At 48.1% G+C, this 26,075-nt stretch carries 24 protein-coding genes; 16 read left to right on the plus strand and 8 right to left on the minus strand.

Annotation, left to right across the window (positions count from 1 at the left end):
- Nucleotides 1–2 precede the first annotated feature (2 nt).
- Complete coding sequence (locus SPIRS_RS01395) at nt 3–1,421, minus strand: hypothetical protein (RefSeq protein ID WP_013252896.1); 1,419 nt, start codon at nt 1,419–1,421, stop codon at nt 3–5.
- A gap of 58 nt (nt 1,422–1,479) precedes the next feature.
- On the opposite strand from SPIRS_RS01395, the gene SPIRS_RS01400 reads away from it, so the two are divergent.
- Nucleotides 1,480–2,022 (plus strand): DUF4416 family protein, encoded by a 543-nt coding sequence (locus SPIRS_RS01400; RefSeq protein WP_013252897.1) that lies wholly within the window; start codon nt 1,480–1,482, stop codon nt 2,020–2,022.
- A gap of 45 nt (nt 2,023–2,067) precedes the next feature.
- Entirely contained in the window at nt 2,068–2,847 is a 780-nt protein-coding gene (locus SPIRS_RS01405; RefSeq protein ID WP_013252898.1) for a hypothetical protein, read from the plus strand.
- A gap of 134 nt (nt 2,848–2,981) precedes the next feature.
- On the opposite strand, the gene SPIRS_RS01410 is transcribed toward SPIRS_RS01405, so the two are convergent.
- Entirely contained in the window at nt 2,982–4,514 is a 1,533-nt protein-coding gene (locus tag SPIRS_RS01410; protein ID WP_013252899.1) for an FAD-dependent oxidoreductase, read from the minus strand.
- A gap of 222 nt (nt 4,515–4,736) precedes the next feature.
- Between SPIRS_RS01410 and SPIRS_RS01415 the strand changes: the two genes are divergently transcribed.
- From SPIRS_RS01415 to SPIRS_RS01425, 3 genes are all read left to right on the plus strand, one after another.
- Nucleotides 4,737–5,648, plus strand: a complete 912-nt coding sequence (locus tag SPIRS_RS01415) for a LysR family transcriptional regulator (RefSeq protein WP_013252900.1) — start codon at nt 4,737–4,739, stop codon at nt 5,646–5,648.
- A gap of 70 nt (nt 5,649–5,718) precedes the next feature.
- Entirely contained in the window at nt 5,719–7,305 is a 1,587-nt protein-coding gene (locus SPIRS_RS01420; protein WP_013252901.1) for an adenylate/guanylate cyclase domain-containing protein, read from the plus strand.
- Between the two features lie 10 nt (nt 7,306–7,315).
- A complete protein-coding gene (locus SPIRS_RS01425) occupies nt 7,316–9,814 on the plus strand; it encodes a HEAT repeat domain-containing protein (protein WP_013252902.1) in 2,499 nt (832 codons plus the stop codon).
- A gap of 47 nt (nt 9,815–9,861) precedes the next feature.
- Here the strand turns inward: SPIRS_RS01425 and leuS are convergent, their stop codons facing one another.
- Both leuS and SPIRS_RS01435 read right to left on the minus strand, forming a co-directional pair.
- A complete protein-coding gene (leuS, locus tag SPIRS_RS01430; RefSeq protein ID WP_041866181.1) occupies nt 9,862–12,273 on the minus strand; it encodes a leucine--tRNA ligase in 2,412 nt (803 codons plus the stop codon).
- Nucleotides 12,274–12,328: 55 nt separating this feature from the next.
- Nucleotides 12,329–13,591: a hemolysin family protein gene (locus SPIRS_RS01435; RefSeq protein WP_013252904.1), complete on the minus strand. Its 1,263-nt coding sequence runs from the start codon at nt 13,589–13,591 to the stop codon at nt 12,329–12,331.
- Nucleotides 13,592–13,713: 122 nt separating this feature from the next.
- Between SPIRS_RS01435 and htpG the strand changes: the two genes are divergently transcribed.
- From htpG to SPIRS_RS01480, 9 genes are all read left to right on the plus strand, one after another.
- Nucleotides 13,714–15,585 (plus strand): molecular chaperone HtpG, encoded by a 1,872-nt coding sequence (gene htpG / locus SPIRS_RS01440; protein ID WP_013252905.1) that lies wholly within the window; start codon nt 13,714–13,716, stop codon nt 15,583–15,585.
- Between the two features lie 19 nt (nt 15,586–15,604).
- Nucleotides 15,605–15,997, plus strand: coding sequence for a NusG domain II-containing protein (locus SPIRS_RS01445; protein ID WP_013252906.1), 393 nt, complete (start codon nt 15,605–15,607; stop codon nt 15,995–15,997).
- Nucleotides 15,978–16,646: a cytochrome c biogenesis protein ResB gene (locus tag SPIRS_RS01450; protein ID WP_041865942.1), complete on the plus strand. Its 669-nt coding sequence runs from the start codon at nt 15,978–15,980 to the stop codon at nt 16,644–16,646. The genes SPIRS_RS01445 and SPIRS_RS01450 overlap by 20 nt, the downstream gene beginning before the upstream one ends.
- Entirely contained in the window at nt 16,643–17,431 is a 789-nt protein-coding gene (gene ccsA / locus SPIRS_RS01455; RefSeq protein ID WP_013252908.1) for a cytochrome c biogenesis protein CcsA, read from the plus strand. Before SPIRS_RS01450 ends, ccsA begins: the two co-directional genes overlap by 4 nt.
- A gap of 50 nt (nt 17,432–17,481) precedes the next feature.
- Nucleotides 17,482–17,892, plus strand: a complete 411-nt coding sequence (locus SPIRS_RS01460; protein ID WP_013252909.1) for a response regulator — start codon at nt 17,482–17,484, stop codon at nt 17,890–17,892.
- 4 nt (nt 17,893–17,896) lie between these two features.
- Nucleotides 17,897–19,165 carry a PP2C family protein-serine/threonine phosphatase gene (locus SPIRS_RS01465; RefSeq protein ID WP_013252910.1) on the plus strand — a complete coding sequence of 423 codons (1,269 nt, stop codon included), beginning with the start codon at nt 17,897–17,899 and terminating at the stop codon, nt 19,163–19,165.
- A gap of 7 nt (nt 19,166–19,172) precedes the next feature.
- The gene (locus SPIRS_RS01470; RefSeq protein ID WP_245537663.1) at nt 19,173–19,658 is read left to right on the plus strand and encodes an STAS domain-containing protein; all 486 of its coding nucleotides are present in this window, start codon (nt 19,173–19,175) and stop codon (nt 19,656–19,658) included.
- 146 nt (nt 19,659–19,804) lie between these two features.
- On the plus strand, nt 19,805–20,398 hold the full coding sequence (locus tag SPIRS_RS01475; RefSeq protein WP_013252912.1) for a PadR family transcriptional regulator: 594 nt from the start codon (nt 19,805–19,807) through the stop codon (nt 20,396–20,398).
- On the plus strand, nt 20,395–21,852 hold the full coding sequence (locus SPIRS_RS01480; protein WP_013252913.1) for an NAD(P)H-dependent oxidoreductase: 1,458 nt from the start codon (nt 20,395–20,397) through the stop codon (nt 21,850–21,852). Before SPIRS_RS01475 ends, SPIRS_RS01480 begins: the two co-directional genes overlap by 4 nt.
- A 49-nt stretch (nt 21,853–21,901) precedes the next feature.
- On the opposite strand, the gene wrbA is transcribed toward SPIRS_RS01480, so the two are convergent.
- From wrbA to SPIRS_RS01500, 4 genes are all read right to left on the minus strand, one after another.
- Nucleotides 21,902–22,513, minus strand: a complete 612-nt coding sequence (gene wrbA / locus SPIRS_RS01485) for an NAD(P)H:quinone oxidoreductase (RefSeq protein ID WP_013252914.1) — start codon at nt 22,511–22,513, stop codon at nt 21,902–21,904.
- The gene (locus SPIRS_RS01490; protein ID WP_013252915.1) at nt 22,510–22,968 is read right to left on the minus strand and encodes a MarR family winged helix-turn-helix transcriptional regulator; all 459 of its coding nucleotides are present in this window, start codon (nt 22,966–22,968) and stop codon (nt 22,510–22,512) included. Before SPIRS_RS01490 ends, wrbA begins: the two co-directional genes overlap by 4 nt.
- Before the next feature lie 254 nt (nt 22,969–23,222).
- A complete protein-coding gene (locus SPIRS_RS01495) occupies nt 23,223–23,933 on the minus strand; it encodes an NlpC/P60 family protein (protein WP_013252916.1) in 711 nt (236 codons plus the stop codon).
- On the minus strand, nt 23,926–24,495 hold the full coding sequence (locus SPIRS_RS01500; RefSeq protein ID WP_245537664.1) for an RlmE family RNA methyltransferase: 570 nt from the start codon (nt 24,493–24,495) through the stop codon (nt 23,926–23,928). The genes SPIRS_RS01495 and SPIRS_RS01500 overlap by 8 nt, the downstream gene beginning before the upstream one ends.
- Nucleotides 24,496–24,686: 191 nt before the next feature.
- On the opposite strand from SPIRS_RS01500, the gene SPIRS_RS01505 reads away from it, so the two are divergent.
- Together SPIRS_RS01505 and SPIRS_RS01510 are read left to right on the plus strand one after the other, a co-directional pair.
- Nucleotides 24,687–25,331 carry a rhomboid family intramembrane serine protease gene (locus tag SPIRS_RS01505; protein WP_013252918.1) on the plus strand — a complete coding sequence of 215 codons (645 nt, stop codon included), beginning with the start codon at nt 24,687–24,689 and terminating at the stop codon, nt 25,329–25,331.
- A complete protein-coding gene (locus SPIRS_RS01510; RefSeq protein WP_013252919.1) occupies nt 25,328–26,074 on the plus strand; it encodes a hypothetical protein in 747 nt (248 codons plus the stop codon). The genes SPIRS_RS01505 and SPIRS_RS01510 overlap by 4 nt, the downstream gene beginning before the upstream one ends.
- The last annotated feature ends 1 nt before the right edge of the window (nt 26,075 follow it).

Here is a 26,075-nt window from a genome sequence, read left to right on the forward strand (position 1 = left end):
CCTTATTCGAGATCGGGCTGGACACCCAATTTCTTGAGCTGTTCTATCTCTTCTTTTTGGCTGACATATTCGTGGCGTTTTTGATTAGCTTTCACCACGCTGTTTTTGATGGCGGTGATCTCAAGTTTGATGCCGCGAATCATTTGCCGCTGGAGTCGGGGGACCTCACTTTTGAAGTAGGTATCCAGAGCCGGCAGCTTGTTGTTCAGTTTAATGATCTCATCGATCTTGCTGCTTAAAAACTCGAAGAGCTTTTCTTCGGAAAAGCCTTCGAGACGTTTGTAGGTCGGCCCCATTTTATTTCCCATAACCGCAAGCATTCGCGCAAGTTTCTGTGTCTCTTCCACAAAAAGGTCAAAATCGAGTTTGACGGTTCGCGAGGTTCCCGTATTTTGGTCGAACAGCTCTATCTCATAGATTCGTTTCTCGTCCTCTTTCATTACCAGACTGCGAACCCATCGTTTGAATCGTTCTCCCATGGTAACTGGCTGCTCTGCCAGAATCATGGCATTATGGTTGAGTTTGCGGACGGCCTGCTCCACAGGCGTCGAAGCGGTTGAAAGGATGCGGCAACCGTCGAGGAGGTGGGGTTTGAAGGATTGCTGTGCCTTGTTGTGCTGTTTTTCCCGGCGGATCTGAAGCTTGTCGATCAGCTCCTTTCTTCTTTTCTCAAAATCATAGGCAGCATCTTCGTCGAGAATTTCTTCCACCAACTCTGGAAAATAAGGGGTATCACCTAGAACCTGGGGAAATTTACGCTTAATTGCTTTGATAACCTCTTCCCTGCGTTCCCGAATTGCCTCGGTCTTGAGTTCCATGGTGGCAAGCAGATTCCTGCGGAGTTCAAGCTTGTAGCGCTCCCTCTGATATATCGTTGTCTTTTTTAGAACGGTGAGAATTTGCTTTGTCGCTTTCGCCATCTGCAGCACCGAATCGTTGATCACACCGCTGCTTATGGGGTCGCTTCCCTGCCTCATCCTGCCCAAAAGTTCGGCGATAATTCGTGTGGTCATATTCGATGAGCTTTCGGCAAGGCTTTCCCAATGGATATAGGTGATCAACTCTTTAATTCGTTTGATGCGTGGCATGGTCAGAAAGTCGGCACTAAACTGGTAGTAGTGATTGAGAAAATCAAGCTGGCTGTCGAACATGGAAAGGCGCTGGCTCATGCGGTCGGCCTTTTCGCTTTCGATGATGGGGCCGCTCTCCGGGGCCTCGACCTCGGAAATTTTCATGTCGTGCTTGTAAGGGTCCTCATGTACAAGACTCTTACGCAGCATGACATTGTAGAAAGCTTGAAAGGAGGCGTAATAGCTACGTGACGCATCTTTCAGCTTCGGAAGCTCATTTCCTTCAAGATGGTTGCGGTAAGAGAGAATTGCCTCTTCCAGCTGTTCAAGAAAACCGTCTGTCCCTTCCATAGGGTTACTATTATCACGTAAAATAGAAAAATCAGCAACAAGCTGTTTGGGGGCTATCGTGGGAACTATTACAGATTTTATGCCCGAGAAGCTTATTATCGGGGTACTTTCTTCGTTGCCCGACCGTTTTGTTCGGGTTGAGCCGCAATTAAGAGAGGAGTTCGGTGCTATCGACTACAGTAGCGAAGAGCTTCCTTTTACCTATACCACCTACTATGACAACGAGATGGGGACACCGATCTTCCGCAGGTTTTATGCCTTTCGTGAGCCGATCGATCCGCAACGCCTTGCTTCTGTAAAAAGGAGATCCAACAAACTTGAAGGGGTGTGGGGCGAGGCTGGCCACCGTCGCATAAACCTTGATCCCGGGCTTCTTGGTTTGGGGCGGCTTATTCTTGCTTCTACAAAAGGTCCTGGGCACAGAATCCCCCTTTCCGAAGGCATCTATGCAGAAGTAACCCTTTTTTTCCGGGCAGGATCATATCAGGCCCTTCCCTGGACCTATCCCGATTTTAGGAGTGAGGCGTACCAAAAGATACTGAAAGATATTCGTGATATTTACCACAGGCAGTTAAAGGAGCTTGGCTTTTCTGTTTCTTAGCATGTTTCTGAAGTGCCTGGGCTTTTTCTGCTGTGTAAAAGGTACATGAGATGTCTTCGTTTCCTGGTTTTCGCTTTTCTTGTCCTTGGGTTTTCTTCTTGTACGTTTTTCTCAGGGGATGTTTCCCTGCTTGTCCGATTGCCCGATGCAGAGGGATGGGAGGTGTACTTCCCCGATTGCAACGAAATCGTTCGTTCGGCAGCAGTACCTGCTGGGGTCTCCTCTATTCGTCTGGCAATCTGTAGGGGTGTTTTGCAGCCCGTATGGGCCTGTTCACCCAACAGGCCATGGCTTGAGGCGGGAGGAATCCTTTGGAGGGGCGGATGTGGACCTTCGGGAGAGCCCCCGTTCTGGCGCTTCTCAGGAGATGATAATCCCGATGCATCCCCTGAGCTTTCTTTATGCCGAGAGGGGGCTGTGGTTGCAGATATCATGCTTACCTTGTGGAAGCGGCGGCAGGATTTCGAAGATCTAAACATCGAACGCCTCTATGTGCGTATGGTCGCCGTATCGGGCGGAGAGATGCGGGCCATAGATTGCAGACGGATTCAATGTGATCTTCTCTTTCGTTGTTTTTCCGCATATTCCGTTCGCCTTCTGCCCCGTTTCGACACGATCCTTTATCTTCCTGCTTTCCTTTCTTCCAATATTGATTCTGCTCTTGATCCCTTGGATGCTTCTTCTTGCGTTGCTGCAACCCTTCTTGTCGACGGAACGCTGATTCTGAAAGATATCTACAAAGGGCGTCATTACTTTCGTCTGCCCGAATGCATACTTATTATCGATTGCGACGGATCGGAATGTGTATGGGGGGTATTACACTAGGTGCTTTCTATCGGCACCGAAATATATATCGGCAGACATATAGCCGATACGTGCTGCAGCATCTCTCGTTTTTTTAATAGGGCTGACCCATGGCATAGCATGAAGCAGCCCGTGTTCGTTTTATAAAGACCTTGTTATTCTTTCCCTAAGAATATAGCAGCATCTTTTGCGGCGAAACGACCTGAGTTTACAGCCCAGCCCTGCTGTGATCCGGCACAGTACACGACATCATAGGAATCGCCATAGAGGCCGCCTGCATCGCTTCCTGCAGCATACAATCCGGGAATAACCTTGCCATCCAGATCGAGAACCTGAGCATCCTTGTTCACAGTCAATCCACCGACTGTAGTGAAATATCCTACCTCCAAGGCAAAGGCATAATATGGTCCCTCGGACATTGATACCAAAAACGTTGGTGCCTTATCGAATTCTTCATCATTTCCTGCTTCACAATAGGAGTTGTAATTGTTCATGGTTGTAAGCAGAGCGTTTTTATCTACATGAATCAGAGCAGCCAGTTTTTCAAGAGAATCGGCAATAAAAATACCTGAATCCGATTTGCTCAACTGTTCATTCATCTCTTTATACAGATCAGTCAGTTTGGTCCCGGTCACGGTATATTCACCGGTTCCGAAAATGCAGCCTTTTTCCACAAGATAGTCCAGATTTGCCTTATTCATGATGCTGTATACCTTGTCCTGACTCTTAATGGCATTGCCGGAGTAAGAAAAATTACGGCCGGCAATACTCTCATCGGCAAAACGGACGCCGTCCTGATTTACCCAAACCATGGTAGGCTGAAAGGCCGATGCCGTATACAGATGAGTACCATAGGGAACCCCTTTCAGATTTCCTCCGTAGAACACAACGGTCCCGAGATTGGAAGTGGCTGCACCGACATCGATACCCATATTGATTCCGTCCCCGGTACGTCCGGGCATTCCGATTTGAACGGCGTTTTCCGGGTTAATACCGGCATATTTTCTCATCATTTCAGGATTATCTGAATATCCGCCGGTAGCAAGGATTACAGCAGGCGCCTCTATGCTCAGCTTTGTACCGTCCTTCTTTTCCGCAATAATGCCTTTGACCTTTCCTTTTTCCATGACAAGCTCTTTTCCGGGAGTTTCGAGCATCAGGTTTACTCCCGCTTCAATGGCAGCCTTATGCAGTGAGCTTACATACTCTTCTCCCTTTCCCTTAAAAAGATGCCAGGTTTGTACGGAATCCCCCATAAAGGAGACCCCTGTAAACTTGACGCCGAGACTTTCCAGCCAGTCGATGGTTTCTGCGGAGCTTTCAAAAAATTTCTTTAAAAGAGTACTGTCTGGTATCCAGTGGTGGTACTCTTCGACAGATTTCAGAACATCTCTCGAGCTTGTTTTTACACCAGCCTCTTTCTGAAAGTGAGAACCCACGGCAAACATCCCTTCTGCCATGATCGTACTTCCGCCTGGATAACCGTTTTTTTCCAAGAGAACTACATCCAAACCCAGTTGTCGAGCCTGAATTGCTGCCGACAATCCGGCTCCGCCGGCTCCTACAACGACAAGATCGGCATGTAAATCCGGATGATTCAAGGTTGCGACGTTCTCCGTCTTCGAACAGGACAGCATCGTCAGCAGGATAAGAAGCGAGACCACGATCTTTTTTGAACTACTTTTCATACGATACGTTACTCCTCCAATGTTCTCAGCATTTTTGTTATCAATAAAAATTTAACTAATATTGGTATATATACACCACTTTCTGAAAGATAAGAAATTAATTATTTTGCTGACACTATCGGAATTACCGATTATTTACATCGGCGGTCCATTCCTCTTGACTTAGGAGCAGGCTTGGTATAAAAATTTACGGTTTTATGTAATGTGGAAAAGGAAAAAGTCATGGATATACACCGTATACGCTGTTTTTTAAGTCTGGCGGAACTTATGAATTTTACCCGTGCAGCGGAAAAACAGTGTATTACCCAGTCTTCCATGAGCCAGCAGATTCAGGGACTTGAAAATGAAATCGGCGTCCAGTTGTTTGTAAGGAACAAACGGAATGTTATGCTGACTCCTGCCGGAGAATTTCTGAAGCAGGAATTTCTTGAGTTAATTGAGAAATACGAAGCGGTGTTGGCCCAAACCAGGCGAATTGCAAATAGAGAAAATAATCACCTTTCTATTTGCTATCATGGTCCCCCAAACTGGGCCTTTCTCCTGCCGATAATTCAGAAATTTCAGAAAGAAAATGAGGATTTCCAACTGGAGCTATCCGTTGAAAACTGGGGAGAGATGCCCAACGGCTTGATCACAAGGCAGTTTGATGTGGCCTTTGTCGAAGGAGCCGAGATCGTGCATAATAACCAAATCGAAAGTTTTTATTTATACCGGGATTATACCTGTTTTGCCATGCATACATCCCACCCTCTAGCAAGAAAGACAAAATTGACGGAAGAGGATATCAAAGGGGAGCAGATCGTTATGGTTGACCAGCATGTGGGTGCCAAAAGTATGCACGGGGTCCATGAACGGTTGTTCCGGAGCGGCGTTGATATGAGCAAAGTTACATTAGTAAAAAAATTTGAAAACTGTATGGCCATGGTTTCGTCGGGCATGGCCATAGTTCCTATGCCGAGGTCGTTCAGAGAACCTGATCAGTCGAAAATCGTCTATATCGACTATGACAGAAAAGAAACCTATACGGATATCTATATTGCTTGGTTGAAATGTAATACCACTCCTTCCTTGTTTGCGTTCATTGAGTTCATCAAAGACAGTATTCGAGGCTTGCTCCCGAGTCTTTCGTTTTAGCATGGCGATGTTTCGATTACGAAGCGATTCTTAACTTGTATAGGGAAAACTCTTCGCTTACAATAATACCATGACGAAATCCCACGTTTTTGGTGAGCTGGTCCGTGCCGGTTCCCGTCTTTCGGACGAGACCCGCTATACCAGTCAGATCTCTATTCTAGTCGAGCAGGCGATTGATGTCTCCCGCTCATCCGTTGCGGCCCTTTTTGCCTATTCCGATCCGGAGAATCCTTCTGCATTGTTGCGCAATGTATATCAGCGGGGGGATTATGAAATTCCGAATAGTATCGATCGTACTAGTGAAAGTGTTGCCTTCGTTGAAGAATGCGGCGAGAGTCTGATTCTTCATGATAGAGATCGCCCCTTCTTTTCAGATGCCTTTCTTCATCCGGATATGCGTAGCGGTATTATTTTGCCGCTCTTTACCCCACGATCGAAGCTTGCGCTTCTCTATCTTAATTCCATTCATCCCCGACACTACATGCAGGATCGTTTTTTGTTTCTTGATTCTCTTTCCACGCTTGCGGGTGGAATGCTTCACAGTTCCTTGCTCTATCGGGAACTTGATCGACAGCTGAAGTATACCGAAGCCCTTGAGCGATATCAGGAAAGCATCTTTTCTTCGATGACCGATCTTCTAATCACTACCGATGAAAGCGGTGCCATTCACTATTTCAACCGGGCCGCTGTCGAGCGATTCGGCCTGGATGAGAGTGCCTATGGGAAAAGTGTACGAGATCTCTTTTCTTCCAATCTGAGTAAGGCTGTGTTGAGTGCCATCGCCGAATCGGATCGGGACGGGAAGGAACGGCCGGGGATTCAGGGAATTGCAAAGGGGATCATCATGGGCGATGGTCGGAAAGAGGATATCGACTTTGCCCTTACCATTGCTCCGTTACGAGGCAAGCGCGGCCGAAAAGAGGGGCTGACCTTGTTGTTTACCGATCAGAGCAGGGAACGAAAACTTCAAGACGATATGAAGGTTGCGGTGGAAGAGCGACGCGTCATTAAAAACATGTTCAGTCGCTATCTTTCCAGGGATATTGTTCAGGCCCTAACCGAACATCCCGAGCTTGTCCGACCGGGAGGAGCAAAGAAAATCGCGACCGTATTTTTTGCCGATATACGTGGTTATACCTCCTTTTCCGAATCAAAAGAGCCTGAATATATCATCGAAGTCTTAAATGAGTACTTCAGCCAAGCGGTAGAGGTGGTGATCAAACATCGGGGCTACATCGATAAATTCATAGGTGATTGTATTATGGCTGCCTGGGGTGTCCCCGTATATTCCGATGAACAGGATGCAATTTCCGCCGTTTCCTGTGCAGTGGAAATTCAGGAACTGGTCAAGTCCAAAAAGCGTACCTTTTTTACCGGTGCCGCTTCGAAGCTTTCTATTGGTATCGGCATGCATACCGGCAGGCTTGTCGCCGGTAACCTCGGCAGCAGCCGGAGAATGGATTATTCGGTTATCGGTGATACCGTCAATGTTGCTGCGCGATTGGAAGGGGTTGCGGGAAAGGGTGAGGTCATCATCACCGAAGATACCAGATCCCTTATAGGAGAGCGTTTTAAACTTAAGGAGTTAGAGCCTGTCAAGGTTAAGGGAAAAGAGAAACCTATCCATATTTTCAATGTTCTGAAGCAGGTAAGCTAAAGGAGCGAATATGAACAGTGATTTTCTATCGATCAGAGTCGGAAATTTTCCTGTCTGGACGATTGCTGCGGCTGTTCTCGCGGTTATCGTTTGCATTGTCGTGATATTTCTGGCGATGAAAAGAAGATCAGCGGAAAAAAGTGTTAAGGAAAGAATCGATTCATTTCTTCGTCGTCCGGCCAAAAAAACGGCTCTTTGGATTTTGGAAGAGGCCCCGGATACGGGACTGTTTTCCGTTTTTTTGGCTGCGCTCGGTAATGAGAAAATCGCCACAGTGTTACGAGCCTGGATTGAGGCCAGCGATGATCTTTTTGTATTTAGGCGAATTGCCCTCACAGGCAGGGGCGAATCCTTCGATGGAACAGAGGCCTTTCGCTTCTTTTCCCAGCAGCTTGACCGCATCCGGGAGATGACTGGTGATCCGGAATGGCCGGCCCGCTATATGGCGGTAAAGACCTTGCTTGCCGATGATGAGGAACGCTCCCGCCGTGCGCTTATTGAGCTGTTTCACGATCCCCATCCGCTTATCCGGCGAACCCTCATTGCGGAATTTCAGCCCAAGGATGATCAGGAGAAAGATGAATTCTATAATCGTCTGATTGTTTTTCTTACCGATGATACGGCGTTTGAGGTTCGCAGTGAGGCGAAAAAACGACTCCTTTCGTCGTTTCCTGATCGTTATGTTATCGATTTTTCCGACCTCTCGCCCGCTGCCGTACTTCATGTGGTCGAACAATTCGATCTTTCATCTGCCGAAGATCGAAAAAAAGCCTTTGCGCTGCTGGAGCATAAGGATTTGGAGATTCGCTTTGCCGCGGCCCAGTTCCTCCAGGAATCAGGGAGTTTGGATGCTCTTTTTACCGAGGCCGATGGAGAGGATGTCGAGGGGCTGAAACGGGTGGAAATGCTTCTCGGTAATGCCGTCGAAGTGAATGTCGTCGGCTTCCTTAATAGCTTGCCCTCCTCTGAGAGCAGGGTGTCGCTTCAGATTGCTGCCGATCTTCTGCAAGATTCGGGGGATCGCGGTTTGATCGCCGATCTGCTTCGAAAGGTATTTCCTCTTGTTGGAGCAATCCGTGAAGAGAATGGGGTTTTTCGTGCGGACGATCCTGATCTGTTTCGGCTCTTTTCTTCCTCCCTTACCGCGGTGTGGGAGCGAGGGACCGAATCTTCCGTTTCTATGGTGGTGGAAGAGCTGGATCGTCGGTGTCGACTCTCGGATGCCGGGGCTATATTAATACTTGATGCTTTGCCGCCGGGTTTCCCTCATCTCGTTCTTCCCGAATTACTCAAGATTCTTGAGGAAAATTTGTGTGATGAAAAAAATAGAAATGCTCTCCATGATGCTTTCCTGCGTTATTCTCCATCCCTGTACCTTGATCGCCTGATGGATATCCTGAAAAGCGGTAGAGAAGGGTATGTCCATGCCGTTCGAATCTCCGCTCTGGTATTGCTTGGCAAACTGAAGGTGCCGTATTGCATGCAGTTTCTTCTTGAACAGATGCCCGTGCTTCCTTTTGATGAGGCACGAGATTTTTCCCTCCATCTGAAAGAGTATGCCGGTACATTATTCCAGCAGCGTGTTCTCGACACACTGGAAAAAGATGATGGTAAGGTTCGTGCCGCACTCATCTCTGCAATCCCAGCCACAGGAGTAAAGGATTTTCTGATACCGATTCGTGATGCTGTGGGAGATGCCGATCCCGAGGTCAGACGGGCTGCCGTATGGGCGCTGCTTGAGTACGGCGACCAGAAGTCGATAAAATCTTCCTTCGATCTTCTTAGGGATCCCGTTGAACGGGTGCGGATGGAAGCTGCAAGGGCTCTTGGTTCCAAAGCCAGTGACTCAATGCTTGGAAATTTTGAAGATCTTATAGCCGATGAAAACGAGGTTGAATCGGTAAAACTTGCTGCAATCAAAGGTCTCTCCCAATCTACCGGTCAGAGGGCCGTGGATATTCTTGTAAAATTTCTCAAAGATCCTTCCGATGATTTGGCCGATCCCCTGATTGAGGCCCTTTCGAAGTTGCGGGAGAAAAAACAGGTTAAACAACTTATCGAGAAAATGAAGGACGCCGGACCCGAGCTGCGGGAGCGTATCACTGTTGCCTTCGGACGGATGGGGAAAGAGGCTGAAGGACCATTGCTGGCCCTGCTTTCCGAGGAGATCGGCTCTTTAACTCCTCTCATAACCGAGGTTCTTGAGGCAACAGGCTATGTCGAGCATGCGATTAGGAAACTAAACCATCGGGATCCTCGGGTGCGTAGGGAGGCTGCCGAAACCCTTTCCAAGATTGGAACCCTCGCGGCTTTTCGCGGAATCGTTCTTGCCGGACGCGATCCCGATCAGGAGGTTCGCGTGATGGTAACAAAGGCCCTTGAAAAGCTTGGGACCGAAAGCGGTAGGGAAATACTGGAGGCCTTGAAAGAGGATCCTGACAAGAAAATCAGGAAATACACACTTTGGGCCCTGGAACGGGTTGAAGCAAGATCCGGGGATGCGAAATAAAAAAAGCCCCTGCCGTTTTCGGCAGGGGCACTGCTATGCTTTTGTGATTATTTTCCAATAACGATATTGACCAGCTTATCGGGAACGGCAATCACCTTCATTACCCTTTTCCCGTCGATCAGCTCTTGTATCCGTTCGTTGGCCATGGCCTGTTTTTCAAGTTCTTCTTTTGCCATACCGACGGGAAGCATGCACTTGGCCCGTACCTTTCCGTTTACCTGAAAAACAACTTCGGTTTCATTTTCCTGGCACAATGCTTCGTCCCACTGGGGCCATGGCTCGTAGGCCAGCGTCTCGTTATGACCGAGACGATCCCAGAGTTCTTCGGCAAGATGGGGAGCATACGGAGCAATGATCAACACAAAGGGCTCCCATATTTCCCGGTACAGTTTCTCACTTTTGAACATCTCATTGATGAAAATCATCATCTGAGCGATGGCCGTATTAAACTCCAAGGCGGCGGTATCCTGACTTACCTTACGGATGGTCTGATGAAGTATCTTTTTCTGATCATCAGGGGCAGGGCCATCGATCACATCCCGTTCCCCAAGGCGCCAGACTCGGTCGAGAAAGCGGTGGACACCTGCTAATCCGTTGGTCGACCACGGCTTTGAAACCTGCAGCGGTCCCATGAACATCTCATAGACCCGCATCGAATCGGCACCGTACTCCTTGATAATATCATCGGGATTAATGACATTACCGAGGCTCTTGGACATCTTGACGCCACCTTCTCCCAGGATCATGCCCTGATTGACCAGGCGCTGAAAGGGTTCGGTGGTATTAACGGCGCCGATTTCATGCAACACCTTGTGCCAGAAACGGCTGTAGAGAAGGTGCAGTACCGCATGTTCGGCACCTCCGACGTAGAGGTCAACCGGCATCCAATAATCGATCTTGTCCCGTGAAGCAAATTTTTTATCGTTATGTGGATCAAGATAGCGAAGATAGTACCAGCAGCTACCGGCCCACTGGGGCATGGTGTTTGTTTCCCGCTTTGCCGGTCCCCCGCATTTCGGACAGGTCGTATTGACCCATTCATTAATGGCAGCAAGGGGCGATTCTCCGGTTCCTGTCGGCGCATAACTTTCGACTTCTGGAAGAGTCAGAGGCAGATCTTCTTCCGCCAGTGGAACGACACCGCACTTTTCACAGTGTACGATGGGAATCGGCTCACCCCAGTAGCGCTGACGGCTGAAGATCCAGTCTCTGAGCTTGTAGTTGATAGAACGTTTGCCCAGCTTTCGTTCTTCGAGCCAGTCGAGCATCTTGGCAATGGCTTCTTCCTTACCAAGGCCGTCGAGAAAGCCGGAATTAACATGAACACCGTCGCCTGTATAGGCTTCGGACTCGATATCGCCGCCTTCAAGAACGCGAATAATCGGGATATCGAACTTTTTTGCAAACTCCCAGTCTCGCTGATCATGGGCCGGGACCGCCATAATGGCACCGGAACCGTATGATATCAGAACGTAGTCCGCAATCCATACCGGAATTTTTTCTCCGTTGACAGGATTGACGGCATAGGCGCCGGAAAAAACACCGGTTTTATCTTTTGCAAGATCGGTTCTTTCAAGATCCGATTTCTTCGCCGCTTCATCCAGGTATGCTTGTACCGCAGCCTTCTGCCCCTCTGTAGTGATTTTGGCAACCAGCGGATGTTCGGGGGCAAGCACCATATAGGTTGCTCCGAACAGGGTGTCGGGACGGGTCGTGTAGACCGTTATTTCATCCTCGGTACCTTCGACAGTGAAGACCACATCGGCCCCTTCACTGCGACCGATCCAGTTTCGTTGCATCGTTTTGATCGCTTCCGACCAGTTGAGGTCCTCTAAGCCCTCAAGAAGCTGATCGGCATAGGTGGTGATCTTTAGAATCCACTGTCGAATATTCTTTCTTGTCACCTGAGCACCGCAACGCTCGCATTTCCCCTCTTTTACCTCTTCGTTGGCAAGCCCTGTCTTACAGGATGGGCACCAGTTGATAGGTGTTTGCGATTCGTACGCCAGTCCTTTTTTGAAGAGCTGAAGAAATATCCACTGGGTCCAGCGGTAGTACTCGATTTTATGGGTTGATATTTCCCGATCCCAGTCGTAAGAAAAACCCAGCCGTTTAATCTGGGAGCGGAACATATCGATATTTGATTCGGTGGTAGCCTTCGGGTGCGTACCCGTCTTGATGGCATAGTTTTCCGCCGGTAGACCAAAAGAGTCGAAACCCATAGGGTGTAGGACGTTGTAGCCGTTCATCCTCAAGTATCTGCAATATATGTCGGTGGCGGTATAGCCTTCCGGATGGCCGACATGAAGCCCTTGACTGGAGGGATAGGGAAACATATCAAGGACATAAACCCGCTTTTCCGGCGGGATCGCAGGATCTTCAACAACGTGAAAACTCTTGTTACGTTCCCAGTAATCCTGCCATTTTTTCTCGATATCTGCGAAGGGATATTTGCTCATAATCGTCATGATATCGTCACGATCGGTGTGCGTCAATGAGCCTATGCTTACGGACCTATTCTTCTTCCTTGTCGGCCGGTTCGAATATAAGCGACTCGATTCTGTTACCGCTACGACTTTCGATGGTAAAACACCCTGCTCCGGTATCTATCCGCTGCCCCTTTTCCGGAATTATTCCAAGGTATTCGGTCAAAAATCCCGCAATAGTCTGGACATACTTGCTGTGAGGCAAGACCACTTCAAAACGGTCGGTTACTTGCAGAAGGCTGGTGTCTCCCATGATTCTGAAACGTCCCGGTTCGATTTGAGTAATCTTCTCAAACCCCTTTATCTCGTTTTCATCGTAGAGTTCGCCAAAAAGTTCCTCGGCAATATCTTCAAGCGTGACCACTCCTGCCAAACCTCCGTATTCATCCATGACTACCGCAAGATTCAGCTTTTCTTTTTTGAATTGGAAAAAGAGCTCACTTACCTTTCTGTTCTCAAAAACAAAGATCGGCTCCACCATCAACTCTTTTGCCTTACGCTTTCGTGCTTTATCTGCTCCTTCCGCCAGAGCCTCCATGATGTTCCGGTATAAAAGGATTCCGACTATATGTTCAGGATCTTCCTGGTAGACTGGGATTCTACTGAAGCCGTTCTCGATGATCTTGGGGAGCAGAACCTCTATCGTTGCTTCCTGGTCAACAAGAAAGAGGTCCGTTCTGTGAGTCATAATCGAACCGACGGTGATATCGTTGAAACGGAAGACTCCACGGACCATCCTTGTCTCGTAATCCTCAACCACTCCCTCGTGTTCCGCAAGACTTACCATGTGAAGTATTCCCTCCAGGCTGATCTTTGAACTGCGCTCTTTCGGTGTGAACAGCTTGGTAATAGCCATGCTGATGGTACCGATCATTGCAATGAAGGGCAGCAGGATGATGGAAAGTATGCGGATCGGATAAGCCATGGCGAGGCATATCCGTTCATTGTGGATAATTGCTATCTGTTTTGGGGTGACTTCGGCAAAGATAAGAATGACGAGGGTAAGGACCCCTGTCATAATACCGACGGCGGCACTGCCGAAGGTTTTGATGGTGAGCTGAGTGGCCAATGCCGAAGCTGCTATATTTACCAAATTATTACCGAAAAGAATGGTTGTCAGCAGCGTATCCGGTCGTTTCGATAGGTGTGCAACCAGTTTTCCCGTTTTTCCCTGTCTGCTGGACAGAATTTGGAGCTGCACAATCGACAAACTGGTAAAGGCTGTTTCCGTGGAAGAAAAGACCGCGGACAAAAAAATGAGTACTATTAATGTGAATAGTGGAACGACCATAGAGTTTTATTATCATAGCAGTTTTTTTCCGAACAATCCAATCTCGGAATTTGCCGATCGAAGAGGATTATCAGTATATTTTCTTCAACCTCAAGAAAAAACTGAATTCAGGAGATCTGTTTATGTCAAAGCACACATTTAAGACTGAGGTGTCCCAGCTTCTTCACCTCATCATCCACTCTCTCTACTCACATAAGGAGATATTTTTGCGGGAGTTGGTATCCAATGCTTCCGATGCGCTGGATAAGCTGAAATACCTCACCCTTACGGATGACGCCTATAAGGAAATTGCCTTTGACCCAAAAATCGATATTTCCTTCCGGGAGAGCCCTTCCAAAACTATTACCATATCCGATGACGGAATTGGTATGAATAAAGAAGATCTCACCAACCAGCTTGGTACCATTGCTCGATCCGGAACCAAGGCCTTTATCGATCAGCTGTCAGGGGATGCGAAAAAGGATGCAAACCTAATCGGTCAATTCGGAGTCGGCTTTTACAGCTGCTTCATGGTCGCCGACAGGGTGGAAGTTCTGACGCGGAAGGCAGGAGAAGAACAGGCATGGCTGTGGAAAAGCGATGGGAAAAGCAATTTTACCATTGAAGAGGGACAGCGTGAGGAGCCCGGGACAACTATTACGCTTTTCCTGAACGACGAAGGTGCGGAATACGCCAGTCGTTGGGAGATTGATCAACTGGTGAAGAAGTATTCCAACCATATTCCTTTTCCGATTTTTCTTAGCTACGACCAGAAGAAATACGACGATAAAGGTAAAGAGACTGGAGAGATCGAACATAAACGGGAGCAGATCAATAGTGCCGCGGCACTCTGGAAGCGTCCCAAAAATGAGCTTACCGATGAAGATTATCACGAGTTCTACAAAAGTATCGGCCACGACAGCGAGGAGCCGCTTCTCTATATTCATACGAAAGCGGAAGGAACCCTTGAGTACACGACCCTGTTTTTTGTTCCCAAGCATGCCCCCTTTGATCTTTATCAGGCCGATTACCGTCCCGGTGTAAAACTCTATGTGAAGCGGGTCTTCATTACCGATGATGAAAAGGAGTTGATGCCTACCTATCTCCGCTTCCTCCGCGGTGTGATCGATTCCGAGGATCTGCCCTTGAATGTAAGCCGGGAAATTCTTCAGCAAAACAGGGTTCTGAACAGTATCAGGACCGCATCGGTTAAGAAAGTTTTGGGCGAATTTAAAAGCCTGGCCGAGAACAATCCTGAAACATACAACGAGTTTATTACCGAGTATAACAGGCCCTTGAAAGAGGGGCTCTATTCTGATTTCGCTAACCGGGATCTTCTGTTGGAACTTGTTCGCTTTAAGTCAACATCGCAAGAAGGCTTTACCAGTCTTGCCGCATACAAAGAGCGCATGAAAGAGGATCAGAAGGCGATCTATTATATTACCGGAGGTGATGAAGAAACCCTTCGCAACAGCCCGCTTCTTGAGGCCTATAAGGGGAAGGGTGTCGAGGTTCTCGTCATGAATGATGAGATTGATGAGATCGTGGTACCTTCCATCGGTAAGTTTAACGATGTGGAATTAAAGGCTGTTAATCGCACAGGTGCTGCAGACGACCTGAAAAGTGACGACGATAAGAAAACTGAAGAATCGGCAAAGCCCTTGATGGAGAAACTGAAAAAGGCCCTTGGTGATCGCGTTAAGGATGTTGTCGCCTCTACCCGTCTTTCCGACAGTCCCTCCTGTATCGTGGCCGACGAGGATGATCCCACGGCCCAGCTTCAGCAGATGCTCAAGGCGATGGGACAAAAAAACATGCCCGAGTTCAAACCCATTCTTGAGGTAAACCCGACCCATCCCATAGTAAAAGGGCTTGAATCCTCCGGTGATGACGCTCTGATCGATGATGTTGCCCAGCTCTTGCTTGATCAGGCGTTGTTGATCGAAGGGGTAGAATTAAAAAAACCTGCAGAATTTGTAAGGCATCTCAACCGCATTCTGGAGAAAGCTCTCTGATTTGTGGTAGAGTCGTGGTATGAATACCACCCGGCTGAAACGGTGGCCGCGTCCTTTGGACGCGGTCATTATCATTATAGCGGTACTTGTTATCGTTTTGATTTCCATTGAGGTGTACGGAGGCAGGGGGAGTGCTGCTCGTCTGCTTGTTCAGAGTGAGGGGCGTACCTTTGTCTATCCCCTCGACCAGGACCGCATCCTTGAGGTAAAAGGCCCCCTGGGCATAACTACCATAGAGATACGTGACGGGCGGGCCAGATTTGTCGATTCTCCGTGTCGAGATAAGATATGTGTTGCCTATGGGTGGCTTGAGAATCCCGGTGAATGGACCGCCTGCCTTCCCAATAAGGTCCTTGCTGCCATTGAGGACAATTCGTCGAAGGAAGCGTCAATTGACTTTCTTAGCTATTAAAAAATTTTTGCGCTCCATGAAACTCGCTCTCATCCTTATTATCTTCCTTGCCCTTTATGCTGCTGTTTCCGGCATTACAGGAAAAGGATCCGAGGCGTTTCGCTCTCCCTTCTTTTTGTTTCCCCTTGGATTGTTCGCTCTGAATTTAATTTCGTGTACGGCATACCGTTTGTACCGAGAGATTTCGGGGCGGCAGGTGTGGCATATCGGTCCGGATCTGGTCCATATTGCGCTTATTCTGATGATCATATCAGGGTTGATTTCGTTATTCGGTCGTTGGGAAGGGCAGGTTGCTCTTTCGCCCGGTGAGGCGGCTCGCCTCGATGAGACGTATGTGGTCGTTCTCGAGGAATTTCGAATTGAACATTATGAAAACGGGGCACCGAAAGAATGGGTTTCGGTGCTTGCCGTATCTTCCCAAGAAGGAGAGATAAAACATGCGGAGGTGCGGGTTAATCATCCGGCCCACGTTGGTCCCTATTTGGTATACCAGTCCTCTTGGCAGGAACGTGAACAAGGTGTTGTGAGTGTTCTCCTTGCGGTAAAAGATCCATCTTCTCCCCTTGTCTTTGTCTCCATTGCTTTTATGGTAATAGGGCTGGGTATGACCTATGTTCCGAAATTGCGATCGCTTCTGGAGGCATCATGAACGCTACCCTCTCTTTCTTCTTGTTTCTTGCGGCAACGGCTGTATCTGCTTGCTCCCTTTTTACAAAACGCGCTACTTCTTTTTGCGATCTGATCGCTCGTATTCTTGCAGCCATAGCCGTGATTTGGCTTTTCATCCTCCTTCTTTGGCGTTCATTTTCCATCGGTTTTCCTGCGTTGACCGGTATGTATGAGGGTTTGACCTTTTTCTCTGGGGCTGTCGGCGGCTTGACTCTCTGTATGATTAGAAAGGGAGAGCAGGCATCTCGGATGATCAGGCTATGGGGCTTCTTGGTGGCTGCGATACTTCTTGCTCTTGCCTCCAGCCCTCTTGCCCCTTCATCTCTTTCCTATCCGGTCCCGGCTCTTCGGTCCGGTTGGCTCGTACTGCATGTTTCCTTCAGTTTTCTCGGTGAAGCCGCCTTTACCGTCTCCTTTGCTGCAGCAATCACCTGGTTTCTTGCGAGGCAACCGGAAACGAAGAATAGGGCTGAGGCTGTTGCCTCGGCTGCTGTTGCTCTCGGTTATCCCGTTTATACTTTGGGAGCACTTCTGTTCGGAGCCATCTGGGCTCAGTATGCCTGGGGGCGATTCTGGGGGTGGGATCCCAAAGAGATTTGGGCCTTGGTAACCTGGCTTGTCTACACCCTGTATCTTCATGTTCGGCTGGGAAAAAAGCGTCGGGGAGCTTTTCCCATGGCTGTTTTGGTTCTCGGTTTTGCACTTACGCTTTTTACTTTTCTTGGAGTTAATTTTCTCGCCAGCGGACTCCATTCCTACCGGTAGACTACAAACACCCTGTTGACTTCCTTGCGCCTCCTTCCTATTCTGGAACTGTGGCACAAGTCGAGGGCATTGGCACCGACAAAAGGCGTTTGATTCTTCTCTGCGATGATGAGCTTATCTTACGGAAAGTTGCACGGAAAATGATCATTGCGTGTGGTTATGATGCGGAGGTATTCGACACAGGCAGAGATTTGATCGATTATGTCGAAAAAAAGCAGGGTAAAGAGGCCTCTGCGGTTATTATCGATCTTCAAATGCCGGATATGGATGGGGTTGCGCTTTTCCGCTATTTTCGGAGAACCTTCCCTTTGCTTCCTGTGATCATTTCCACAGGGCACGTAGATGAAGAGAGTATCAGTTCGGCAAAGGCGGTAGGAGTTTTTTATCTTTTATACAAGCCGTATTCGATTCTTGAATTGAGTCGGGTGTTAAATTTGGCGCTGGCATCCACGGAGCATTAGTGATATGAGCGGAAATTCGAAGAGCCCTTGGAAAATTCTCATTGTTGATGATGAGGAAGAGGTTCATATCGTCACCAGGATGGTTTTGAAAGGGCTTGAATTTAGGGATAAGCCCCTGGAACTGATAAGTGCGCATACTGCAGAAGAAGCATTCGATATTTGCGAGCGGCAGCGGGATATTGCCGTCGCTCTTGTTGATGTCGTCCTGGAGAGGGATGATGCCGGTCTGACATTTGTCAGGGCCGTAAGAGATAAGCTCCATGATAAGCTCATGCGTGTCATCCTTCGTACCGGTCAGCCCGGTCAGGCCCCCGAAGCCCGAGTTGTTATTGATTATGATATTAATGACTACAAAGAAAAGGTTGATCTTACCTCGCAAAAGCTGATCACCTCGGTGATCGCGGCGATTCGAAGTTATGCCGATTTGCTGACCATTGCGGATTTGAACAGGGAGCTGGAACAGAAGGTTGCAGATCGTACCCGTGCACTGAATGATGCAAACTTGAAGCTTCGTTCCTATATCGCAAAGCTCGAAAGCGACCACGCGGCAGGTGGCAGAATGCAGCAACGACTTTTACCGGACCAGGACCGTCGTTTCGGTGACTATACCTTTTCAAGTCGGCTTTTTTCCTCGATGTCTCTCAGCGGCGATTTCCTTGATTACTATGAAATAGATGATCAACATATCGGATTTTACATTGCCGATGTTTCAGGACATGGCATCGGGTCGGCTATTGTTACGGTTTTGCTGAAGAATTTTATGGACACGTATCTTGAACTTTATAAAGAAGAGGGTGTTGATCTCGTTCTTCGTCCGCTCGATCTTGCTTCCAGGATAAATTCGGAGCTTTTACGCGAAAACCTTGGTAAGTATTTAACGATTTTCCTCGGAGTGCTTGATACGAATTCCGGACGGATCGACTACTGTAATTGCGGACAGTTTCCCTATCCGATGAGGATTGCAGGGGGCAGGCAGGAGACCTTGGAAGAAAGTGGAACACCTGTGGGGCTTTTTTCCGCTCCTGATTTTATCGAAGCAGGTACCGTACTGCCGGAGGGCGGATCGCTCTTGATTATCTCGGATGGGATTCTCGAGTTTATGAAAGAGGGGAGCATCGAAGAAAAGCAGCAGAAATTGCTTACGCTTTTCGGAGAACACGAGCCTGATATTGGCGATGCGCTGCAAAAACTTGGGCTTGCAATGCCTGCTGCGCTGCCGGACGATATTACTCTATTGCTTGTTCGTAGGGAGGTGCCTCTTGGAGCGCGGTAGATACTTTGTGGCTGAACGCGAGGGCATCACCTTTATTCGAATGGTAGGGAATTTGAAGTATACCGGAAGTTCCGGTTTTGATATGTTTTTAGATGATTTTCTTTCCCAGGAATACCGTGATGTTGTTGTCGATCTTTCCGATGCGGTCTTTATCGACTCAACGAATCTTGGCCTCCTTGCTCGAATTGCAGAGCGTTCCCGACGCATGGGCAAACCCCCCGTTACCCTCATAAGCCCCCATAACGATATCAACAGAATACTTCGTAGTGTCAGGTTTGATCGCATTTTTCATATCGTTTCATCCCTCGATACCCCGGAAAGCCTTGAGGAACTTGAAGTGGGAGGCTCTCATACCGCCTCCCAGCAGAATGATAATCTCAACATGATCCTTCGAGCCCACAAAGCCCTAATTAATCTTGATGATGCGAACCGGCATGAGTTCCAAGATGTGGTAGATCTGCTGGAACAGCATCAACAGAAGCAGAACGGCTGACGAATTACCTACCAGTTACCAGACAGCGCTTTTTTTGAGTTAGGAATCGCCTCCGTATTGTAACGCGGTGTTGTCAAAAAGGTCTTTGTAGTTTACTATATATTTTAGATATATATCTTAAATATATTCATGCGCAAGGAGACATCATGGCACGTACAAATAAAACGCAATATGCCATTCTCGGCATGCTGAATTATCAACCAATGAGCGGATACGACATAAAAAAGATAAGTGATCACAGCATTGGACATTTCTGGAATGAAAACTACGGCAACATTTATCCAGTCCTTAAACGAATGATGAGAGAGGGCCTTGTTACTATGGATATCCAGCAAGGCGGCTCCGCTCCGCCTCGAAAGGTGTACACCATAACGGCGAAGGGGCGACAGTTTTTTCTGGATTGGCTTGCCGGAAGTCCGGAAAGGCAAATCCTGCGGGAAGAATTGCTGTTGCAACTTTTTTTCGGACAATGGATATCTCCTAACATTATTGAAGACAAGCTTCACAATGAATCCGCATTTTGCTCTGCCATGATCAAAAATCTTCAGCAGATTAAGGCTCATCTGGAGGAAGATCATGGAAAAAACCTTCCTGAGCAGTCGGTAGGTACGTTTGCGGCAGGACGACCGTATTGGAAAATGACAGTCGAATTTGGACTTCGGTATTACCAAGGCATCCGGGAGTGGTGTGATGCTTCCCTGCATGAACTTTCTCAAATTGATAAGGGGGAAAAGAGATGAAGATGATTGTTTTGGGAGGAAGCCCCAAGGGTGAAATCAGTGTAACAATGCAGTATGTACATTATCTTGAGATACAATATCCCGAGATTATATTTCAGAAGCGATTTCCCGCACATGATATCCGGCGTCTTGAAGAAAATGAAGAGGCCTTTGAGCAGTTAATAGAGGATATCCGCCGGGCGGATGCAATTCTTTGGGCTTTTCCCCTCTATATTCTCTGCGTTTGTTCCCAGTATCTTCGTTTTGTCGAATTAGTGGAGGAACGAGGTGTTGTTGAGGCTTTTGCAGGAAAGCCTGCGGCGAGTCTCTCTACCTCAATCCACTTTTTCGACCACATTGCTCATGACTATATCAAGGCGGTCTGCGAAGATTGGAAAATGAACTTCATTGCCATGCACTCTCCCGCCATGGATGATTTGACAAAGGCCGAAGGTCGTCAGGCCCTTGAACACTTTTTTTCCTTTTTTCTTCATCTTGCAGGACAAAAACATCCTGCCTGCCAGCAGTTTCCTTCGATTCCTCCGCAGAAACCAAGGTATCACTCAGTTTCAACGCCAGTGAGCATCCACTCTGTAGAAGCTTGTAACATAACGGTAATTGCGGACTCTACGGAAGGCAGCCTTGGGAACATGATAGAACGTTTTGCCTCCTGCTTTTCCGGTGGAGTGGAGATTGTCGATTTGAATCGTATCAAGATGCTTAGTGGTTGTATGGGCTGCCTTCATTGCGGGCCCAAAAATATGTGCCGGTACGACAAGGCCGACGAAGTTCGGCGGATCTATGAGGAAAAGATCCATCCTGCAGATGTGTTAGTCATTGCCGGGACCATCCGGGGACGTTGGGTTTCCTCTCTTTTGAAAGCCTTTATTGATCGAGGTTTTTTTCATACCCACCAGCCGTTCCTGACGGGAAAGCAGGTTGCGCTTTTTCTGGATGGAAGCTTGACCTCCAACCCTGTTTTGCATTCAGGACTTTCCGACTACATAGCGTGCCAGGGGGGAAGCCTTATCGATACCATATGTGATGAGACGGAAGATTGCTCCTTTATCGACGGCTGTATTGACACCCTGGCCGAAAAGATAGACACGGCACAGGAATATTCCTACCGGAAATCGCAAACCTTTCCTGCAATCGCAGGCATGAACCTTTTTCGCGATGAAGTATATATGCATCTTCGGATGGTGTTCCACGGGGATCATCGATTTTATCATCGGAACAAGATCTATAAAACCTTGCCTCACAAACGTCCTCTTGCCTTATTGGGATATCGATTAATCGGGGGAATAACATCATTACCTCCCGTTCAACGGAAGATGGTCAGGAATATGAAGACATTCATGCTTACCCCCTATAAACCGGTCCTTGCCTCGGCGGCTCGGGAGGCAAGAAGGGGACAAAAGGAAAACGGTCCGGAAGCGACAGATGAGAGGTGTACAAAAAGGAAGGGCCCATGACATCTTCTTAGTGTCACAGGCCCTGTTATGCGTGTTGCGGAAGATGGTGTTATGTGCTCAGTTTTTTTGCAATCTCGGCCACGTATTCCCCTTGGAACCGCGCCGCTGACAGCTCATTCTCACTGGGCATGCGTTCCCCCTTTCCTCCGGTAATCGTCGAGGCTCCATAAGGAGAGCTTCCTGATATTTCGTCTATGGTCATTTGTCCCTGGAATGAGTAGGGGAGCCCAACAATAACCATTCCGTGGTGCATAAGTGTTACGATGGAGGTGAGGATTGTGCTTTCCTGACCACCGTGCTGGGTAGACGAGCTGGACATCACACTACCAACCTTACCGATCAAAGCTCCCTGGGCCCAAAGCTGACCGGTCGTATCAAAAAAAGCGCGAGCCTGGCCAGGCATGTTTCCAAATCTGGTGGGAATGCCGAAAATGATACCGTCCGCATCTTTGATGACATCAAGGGTCACTTCCGGTATCGACGACAATTTTTTCTGTACTTCAGTAGCTCCCAGCATCTCCAGAACCTTGGGATCAAGCGTTTCGGGAAATCGATAGAGGCCTCCCTCTGTTCCCGGCACGGTTACGGCTCCTTCCAGGGCTGCCTCTGCCATGGCATGCATGTGACCGTACATTGAATAAAATACAACGGCGATTTTCATTTTTGCTCCTCCTTCTTTCCGAGCTTTTTCGCCAAATTTCCTAATAATCGCTGTTCTTCGATGGTCAGCGATTCCATCTCCTTGGTTAGTGCTGCCGTATACTGCGGAAAGTAGGCACTAATCAATCCTGTTCCCTCTTCGGTAATAGCCACCTTACGAAACCTGCGATCTTCGTTTCCCTCGCTCCGTGACACCAAGCCGGCTCGCTCAAGCTGCTCGACAGAGATTGAAACGGTTCCCTTCGACTTAAGGAGCTTCTCTCTTAACTCGTTCTGATACAACGGACCAAGGTGATAGAGCGTCTCAAGGATTCCGAATCGTACAGGAGAAAGCGAAGCCGGTAACGGTGCTTTTGCAAAGGTTCGATCGGAAAGGTCCTGGAGGGCCCTGTTTAGTTTTATAAAGGTATCCAGGGCGACTCGTTCCTTTTCGCTACCAATGTAATGTGTGCTCATGCTGTGTTCCTCCGACCGATGACCATTAGTTCCGTATTGAACTATTCAATGAGAGTAAAATACTATTAAAACAGTATGATATCAAGTCCTATAGTGTTTTTTTGTTAGTGTTACGAATATTGGTGGTTCACAGCATGCAATTCTTTTTCTTATTGGCACTTACAAAGATACACATATAAAAATCAGGTAAGAGGGAAAAATCAAGGAGCTTTCCTGCAAAAAGAACACATTACCACCAGGATTCGGAACACTAGCTAATAGGCAAGAAGGTAGGCATGGCCCCAGGCATGCACGAGCTCTCCCGACAAGGTCTTATCGTATGCCGGACTTCCCCGCATACGCATTGGGCTGTTGACAATAATGGTCTTACCATTCTCTTTCCTTGTGTATAAGGATGGAGTCTTATGATTCATCTTTTCGAGGACTATGCCCTTTCGATAATTGTGATGAATATACTCAAGATCGCCGTTTTCCCAAACGTTAACAACCATACCAATATGGGTAAGAGAATCATCAACTTTGCCATTGCCGTTCCGATCGTAGGTATCGTCCCAGAAGATGAGATCTCCTGGACTCGGAGTGCTTGCTTCTTCAAGTAGTCCTTGATCGTTGAGATAGGCATATAATCGTGACACACCGTTTCCCGTATAGCGGGAAAGAGGGGCTACGAGATCGATACCGGCTCCCCAGTAGACTGCCTGCACGACTCCAGTGCAATCCAGGCGAAAGTTTTTACCTCTTACGGCAAGCCGCTTTTTTCCGAGTAGGGTATAGGCGGAATCGATCAGTGCTTGCTGGGTTTTTGCGGCAGGGCCTGTGAGCATGTTTCCCGCTGCGGATGGTGAGGTTCTCGAAGAACCGACTGGGGACAGGGACGCACAGGAGGAGAAGATGAGGGCGGTATAGGTTCCTAGTACGAGGAAAAGTAATGTGGAACCACGTGCGGCGATTTTTGCGTCACCCATTGTGTTTTTTCCTTAGTCCGATCAAATAGGTCTCAAAAGAGTCTTTACGACACGCTTTAGGCTTGAGGGTTTTCAGCTGAGAAAAGCGGCTGCGCACCATCTCCATCAACTCTTGCTCATCTCCTCCCTGGAAAATCTTAACAACCAGGTTTCCACCCGGGGCGAGAAGTTCTTCTGCAAGGGTGATAACCGATGATGCAAGCGAAAACGATCTTCCCGTATCGACGATACGGTTGCCGGTCGTAGCCGGAGCCGCATCGGAGACAATGGTACCATAGGGGCCCATGCCTCGAATGCTTTGGTATGCATCTCCCGCAAAGGCATCTCCGGTGATGACGGTGATACCGCTTTTTTTTGAGACCGTCATTTCTTTTAAATCAACAGAAACAATGGTCGGTTGTAATCCCTTAGCTTTGATTAATCTGGAAATGAAGAGACTCCAACTACCGGGTGCTGCTCCGACATCCAGGATGGGAAGTTCTGTGTTGATCACCCCAAAACGTTTCTCGATCTCTTCAAGCTTGTAGATCGACCGAGCGGGATATCCCTCTTTTTTTGCCAACTGGCTGTAGTAGTCGGCTGTTGCACGCTTATTTGAAGCTATCTGTCTCTCCTTTTTCCGTTTAGTGGTTTTCTCTTAGCATACGAACAGAAGGCCTTATCGGTCAACGATAGAGCCGCCTCCTTCTCTTTTCTTTTTATCCGGTTGACCCGAGGAGAAAAACTGACTACTTTCTTTGTAGGAAGGAAAGCATGGATAACAGATCGATCATCAGAAGACCGTTCCGCTATCGTTATTACAACGCGGCATTCGGCATTATCATCGTCAATATCGTTTTTTTTGTTTTTAATACCATATCGCCCCAAAGCCGCTATTATACCGCCCTGATTCCCGGTTTAATTATCGGTAAAGGCTTCTACTGGCAGTTTTTTACCTATATGTTTACGCATGCCAATATAAGCCACATCTTTTTTAACATGCTCGGCCTCTTTTTCTTTGGAACCCAGGTCGAACGCCGCATAGGGAGCAGTGAATTCCTGCTTTTCTATCTTTTGACGGGATTCCTGGCCGGTCTCTTCTCTTTTATTGTCTATACGCTCACCGGAATGTACGGCGCTGTTTTGTTAGGAGCCTCAGGAGCGATTTTTGCGGTTCTTCTTGCCTTTGCCGTCTACTTTCCGTATGCAAACATCTACATTATGGGAATTATTCCGGTAAAGGCCCCGCTTTTGGTCATCGGATATACCGCTATCGAACTTTTTAGCCAACTTTTATCCATTAACTCGGGTGTGGCTCATCTCACGCATCTGGCAGGTTTCGTTTTCGCATTTTTCTACTTCCTCATTCGTCTTAACATCAATCCCATAGAGGTGTTTCGCGGCGGCAGAAGGAGATGAGGATTGGTTTTTCCCTAAAAAGAATTGGGTGGCCGCTTCTTTTCTTTTTTCTTGTTGTTCCCCTTTGGGCGTATGATGGGCAAGTCGATTTTCTTACTGCGGAATTATGGGTCGAACTTACACCCTCTGTTTCCATTCCCACGACTGATAAAGGCGATTCCCAAGAGAGTAAGTCTCAGAAGCCTGAGATTCTTCCGATCGCTCCTGTTCCGTTAAAACGGGAGGAGGCAATTCATCGGCTTCTTGAGGAGGCTCAGTTTGTGATTTCGGGGATGATCTACGGTTATCGACTGGAGTATACTCCTCTTGATCGTAGCCGAGGGGTCAGCGAGGTTTTTCATGCCGATCCTGTGGCGACTATCCCCTGGGGTGATCCTGCCTTGCGCGTACTCGATACCTGGATGCGCGGGAATAAATTTTTTGCCAGGATCCGCTACGATCTCTCGTCGGATCAGATGCTTCGTCTGCGGTTCTGGAATAGCGGGGTGCACGCTTCTGCGTCGGCTAGTGCGGAGGCGGCACTCTCTCTCGGGTATCTCGGCCGCATCGAGGCTCATCGGCAGGCAATCAAACAGGCCTTCCGGGACTATCTGCGCTCCATAGAACCGAATAAACCTCGCGTCGCTACCGGACGTGCCGTGTTGACCGAAGCACCGATATCCGCAGTTTCTGCGGGCGGATATCGGAGCACCGTTCGCATCAGAATCGATCTTGAAGATCTCCATCCCTATGGGGCCTTTTAGA

Origin of the sequence: Sediminispirochaeta smaragdinae DSM 11293 (assembly GCF_000143985.1) — a bacterium.
In the GTDB taxonomy this organism is placed as follows: Bacteria; Spirochaetota; Spirochaetia; order DSM-16054; family Sediminispirochaetaceae; genus Sediminispirochaeta; species Sediminispirochaeta smaragdinae.

What these genes read in the sequence shown, in the direction of transcription:
- SPIRS_RS01395 (WP_013252896.1), bottom strand. Translation starts at nt 1,421, where the DNA reads ATGGAAGGGACAGACGGTTTTCTTGAACAGCTGGAAGAGGCAATTCTC.
- SPIRS_RS01405 (WP_013252898.1), top strand. Translation starts at nt 2,068, where the DNA reads ATGAGATGTCTTCGTTTCCTGGTTTTCGCTTTTCTTGTCCTTGGGTTT.
- SPIRS_RS01410 (WP_013252899.1), bottom strand. Translation starts at nt 4,514, where the DNA reads ATGAAAAGTAGTTCAAAAAAGATCGTGGTCTCGCTTCTTATCCTGCTG.
- SPIRS_RS01415 (WP_013252900.1), top strand. Translation starts at nt 4,737, where the DNA reads ATGGATATACACCGTATACGCTGTTTTTTAAGTCTGGCGGAACTTATG.
- SPIRS_RS01420 (WP_013252901.1), top strand. Translation starts at nt 5,719, where the DNA reads ATGACGAAATCCCACGTTTTTGGTGAGCTGGTCCGTGCCGGTTCCCGT.
- SPIRS_RS01425 (WP_013252902.1), top strand. Translation starts at nt 7,316, where the DNA reads ATGAACAGTGATTTTCTATCGATCAGAGTCGGAAATTTTCCTGTCTGG.
- leuS (WP_041866181.1), bottom strand. Translation starts at nt 12,273, where the DNA reads ATGAGCAAATATCCCTTCGCAGATATCGAGAAAAAATGGCAGGATTAC.
- SPIRS_RS01435 (WP_013252904.1), bottom strand. Translation starts at nt 13,591, where the DNA reads ATGGTCGTTCCACTATTCACATTAATAGTACTCATTTTTTTGTCCGCG.
- htpG (WP_013252905.1), top strand. Translation starts at nt 13,714, where the DNA reads ATGTCAAAGCACACATTTAAGACTGAGGTGTCCCAGCTTCTTCACCTC.
- SPIRS_RS01445 (WP_013252906.1), top strand. Translation starts at nt 15,605, where the DNA reads ATGAATACCACCCGGCTGAAACGGTGGCCGCGTCCTTTGGACGCGGTC.
- ccsA (WP_013252908.1), top strand. Translation starts at nt 16,643, where the DNA reads ATGAACGCTACCCTCTCTTTCTTCTTGTTTCTTGCGGCAACGGCTGTA.
- SPIRS_RS01465 (WP_013252910.1), top strand. Translation starts at nt 17,897, where the DNA reads ATGAGCGGAAATTCGAAGAGCCCTTGGAAAATTCTCATTGTTGATGAT.
- SPIRS_RS01475 (WP_013252912.1), top strand. Translation starts at nt 19,805, where the DNA reads ATGGCACGTACAAATAAAACGCAATATGCCATTCTCGGCATGCTGAAT.
- SPIRS_RS01480 (WP_013252913.1), top strand. Translation starts at nt 20,395, where the DNA reads ATGAAGATGATTGTTTTGGGAGGAAGCCCCAAGGGTGAAATCAGTGTA.
- wrbA (WP_013252914.1), bottom strand. Translation starts at nt 22,513, where the DNA reads ATGAAAATCGCCGTTGTATTTTATTCAATGTACGGTCACATGCATGCC.
- SPIRS_RS01490 (WP_013252915.1), bottom strand. Translation starts at nt 22,968, where the DNA reads ATGAGCACACATTACATTGGTAGCGAAAAGGAACGAGTCGCCCTGGAT.
- SPIRS_RS01495 (WP_013252916.1), bottom strand. Translation starts at nt 23,933, where the DNA reads ATGGGTGACGCAAAAATCGCCGCACGTGGTTCCACATTACTTTTCCTC.
- SPIRS_RS01505 (WP_013252918.1), top strand. Translation starts at nt 24,687, where the DNA reads ATGGATAACAGATCGATCATCAGAAGACCGTTCCGCTATCGTTATTAC.
- SPIRS_RS01510 (WP_013252919.1), top strand. Translation starts at nt 25,328, where the DNA reads ATGAGGATTGGTTTTTCCCTAAAAAGAATTGGGTGGCCGCTTCTTTTC.